At 45.1% G+C, this 3,608-nt stretch carries 3 protein-coding genes; all 3 read left to right on the top strand.

The window, feature by feature from the left end:
- Nucleotides 1-1,957: tetratricopeptide repeat protein (locus tag AAFP14_RS20635; protein ID WP_341734081.1), on the top strand; the 1,957-nt coding region annotated here is incomplete at its 5' end.
- Between the two features lie 254 nt (nucleotides 1,958-2,211).
- Entirely contained in the window at nucleotides 2,212-2,886 is a 675-nt protein-coding gene (locus AAFP14_RS20640; protein ID WP_341734082.1) for a Uma2 family endonuclease, read from the top strand.
- A gap of 118 nt (nucleotides 2,887-3,004) precedes the next feature.
- Nucleotides 3,005-3,608 (top strand): transcription antitermination factor NusB (locus AAFP14_RS20645; protein WP_341734083.1); only part of this gene is annotated, 604 nt, incomplete at its 3' end.

Genomic DNA, 3,608 nt, shown 5'->3' on the forward strand with positions numbered 1-3,608 from the left:
GGCGATCGAACTTGATGCCAATTATCAGTCAGCTTGGGCTAATCGAGGCAATGTACTCAACAACCTCAAACGCTATGATGAAGCTTTAGCATCTTTCGATCGGGCGATCGAACTTGATGCCAATTATAAGTGGGCTTGGGCTAATCGAGGCAATGTACTCTACAACCTCAAACGCTATGATGAAGCTTTAGCATCTTTCGATCGCGCGATCGAACTTGATGCCAATTATAAGTGGGCTTGGGCTAATCGAGGCAATGTACTCAACAACCTCAAACGCTATGATGAAGCTTTAGCATCTTATGATCGGGCGATCGAACTAGATGCCAATTATCAGTGGGCTTGGGCTAATCGAGGCAATGTACTCAACAACCTCAAACGCTATGATGAAGCTTTAGCATCTTTCGATCGGGCGATCGAATTTGATGCTAATTATAAGTGGGCTTGGGCTAATCGAGGCAATGTACTCAACAACCTCAAACGCTATGATGAAGCTTTAGCATCTTTCGATCGCGCGATCGAACTTGATGCCAATTATAAGTGGGCTTGGGCTAATCGAGGCAATGTACTCTACAACCTCAAACGCTATGATGAAGCTTTAGCATCTTACGATCGGGCGATCGAACTTGATGCCAATTATAAGTGGGCTTGGGCTAATCGAGGCGATGTACTCAACAACCTCAAACGCTATGATGAAGCTTTAGCATCTTACGATCGCGCGATCGAACTTGATGCCAATTATAAGTGGGCTTGGGCTAAGCGAGGCAATGTACTCTACAACCTCAAACGCTATGATGAAGCTTTAGCATCCTTCGATCGCGCGATCGAACTTGATTCCAATGATAAATGGGATTGGGCTAAGCGAGGCAATGTACTCTACAACCTCAAACGCTATGATGAAGCTTTAGCATCCTTCGATCGCGCGATCGAACTTGATGCTAATTATCAGTGGGTTTGGGCTAATCGAGGCGATGTACTCGACAACCTCAAACGCTATGATGAAGCTTTAGTATCTTTCGATCGGGCGATCGAACTTGACCCCAATGATAAATGGGATTGGGTTAAGCGAGGCGATGTTCTCAACAACCTTGAACGCTATGAAGAAGCTTTAGTATCTTACGATCGCGCGATCGAACTTGATGCCAATTATCAGTTGGCTTGGCGTAAGCGAGGCGATGTACTCAACAACCTCGAACGCTATGATAAAGCCTTAGCATCTTTAGATAGGGCGATCGAACTTGACAAAAATGATACGTGTGCTTGGTGTAGGCGAGGTTACATTCTGGGAAAACAAGGCTACTTTCTAGGACAACCAGAATATTACGAAGAAGCGCTACTTTCCTTCAACAAGATGATTGAACTTGATGAGCAAAATAGCAACGCTTGGAATAATCGAGGCTGGGTATTGTGCCGACTGGGGCAATACGACAAAGCACTAATATCCCTCGCAAAAGCGATCGAACTCGGTTTTCCAGATTGGTATGCCTTTTTCAACCGCGCTGAGTCTTTACTAGCGCTGAATCAATGGGATGAAGGTTTTATAGCTTTAGACGATGCGATTTATCGCTTTACTCAAGAGGACATGACAGAAATCGACAACACAGAAGTGATCGTTCGCAATTTATTCAACAACACCAGCGATATCGCAATATGTAAAACTCGCATTAAGACATTAATCGAACTTTACAACAAGCACAATGTCATCCCTATTTTATGGCAAGGACTTCTCGGAACTATCCCCGCGCTCATGTCAGAAATGGTTAGCGACAAAACCGCCCGCACTTGGTTAGAATTGTGGCAAGAACCAACCAGCAACTACGAACAATTCCAAATTCCCATCCGCCTGCTGAATGCGGCTGTCCGCTATAAGGAAACCAAGGGCGACAGACGAGTTTTGCTAGAACTTCCCATTGAAGAACGCAATTTGTTAGAACCATTGGTATCAGGAAAAATAGAATAAGTAACACAGGATTTACGGACTCCGACAAAGAAACCGGGTTTTTCACCGAATCTTCGAGTACGAACGAAGTATTTTCGTAAAAACCCGGTTTCTCGGCCCCCATGCACTCCGAATCAAGAAACCTGGTTTTTCACCGAATCAGTCGGTTACAACGCATCTTTTCGTCAAAAAACCCGGTTTCTCAGCCCCATGTGTAAGTCATATAAAATAGGTATAAAATATAAATTGATGCTACTAGCAATGGAGTCATCCCCATGACAACAACAATTCCCACTCAAACTTTGCCAGCAATCATCTACCCAGACAGCGACGGAAAACCCATGTCTGACAATACCAAACAGTTCCAATTAATCGTAAAAATTCAAGGCGGCATAGATGCCTTATTCAAAGACAACGAAAATGTGTTTGTAGCAGGTGATTTGCTGTGGTATCCCGTCGAAGGAGATAACAAAACTCGCCAAGCACCTGATACTATGGTAGTCTTTGGCAGACCAAAAGGCGACAGAGGTTCCTACCAACAGTGGCTGGAAGATAATATTGCACCGCAAGTTGTCTTTGAAATCCTCTCCCCCGGCAACCGCATGGGAGCCATATTTAAGCTGTTTAAGTTCTACGAGGATTATGGAGTTGAAGAATATTATGTCTACAGTCCAGAGGATAATGAGTTAATAGGTTGGTTGCGAAGTGACGGAAAACTCAACTATATTGAATCAATGGAGGGTTGGGTGAGTCCGCGCTTGGAAATTCGTTTTGAAACTGCATCGGGAGACTTGGAAATTTATCAGCCTGACGGATTGAAATTTTTGTCTTATGTGGAGTTGTCAAGACAAATGGAACAAGAACGACAGGAGAAAGAGTTAGTAAAGCAAAAAGCCGATCGCCTTTCTGAAAAACTCCGAGAAATGGGGATAAATCCAGAGGAAATTTGAGACTTTTATAGTCATGGAATCACGGGTTGTCAGAAACCAGGTTTTTCAGCGAATCTGCGGGCTGTAACCAAGTATTATCTTAATAAAACCCCGTTTCTAAGTCCTCACCTCTTAAACTATGCAAAATCCCCGCCAAATAGCCTTTCTCGCCCTCCGCGAAGTCCACCGCCGGGGTGCATTTGCAGATGTCGCCCTCGATCGCACTTTTCGCAATTGTCAACTCACCGACCTCGATCGCCGTTTAGTCACAGAATTAGTTTATGGTAGTGTCAGGAGAATGCGGGCGATCGACTTTATCATCGACAAACTAGCCACCAAAAAATCATCCCAACAACCGCCAGAACTTCGCACCATCCTACATTTAGGCTTATATCAACTCGAATATCTCAACCACATTCCCCCCTCCGCCGCCGTCAACACGACAGTTCAACTAGCAAAAGAAAACGGCTTTTCAGGACTCAGCAGTTTTGTCAATGGTTTGTTGCGACAATATATTCGTTTAACCCCCCCAACCCCCCCTTATCAAGGGGGGGCTAAGAGTCATCCTAATTTTCCTCCACAACCAGAGACTCCTACCCCCCCAACCCCCCCTTATCAAGGGGGGGCTAAGAGTCATCCTAATTCTCCTCCACAACCAGAGACTCCTACCCCCCCAACCCCCCCTTACCAAGGGGGGGCTAAGAGTCATCCTAATTCTCCTCCACAACCAGAGACTCCTACCC

It is taken from the genome of Microcoleus sp. EPA2, assembly GCA_020882975.1.
In the GTDB taxonomy this organism is placed as follows: Bacteria; Cyanobacteriota; Cyanobacteriia; order Cyanobacteriales; family Microcoleaceae; genus Microcoleus.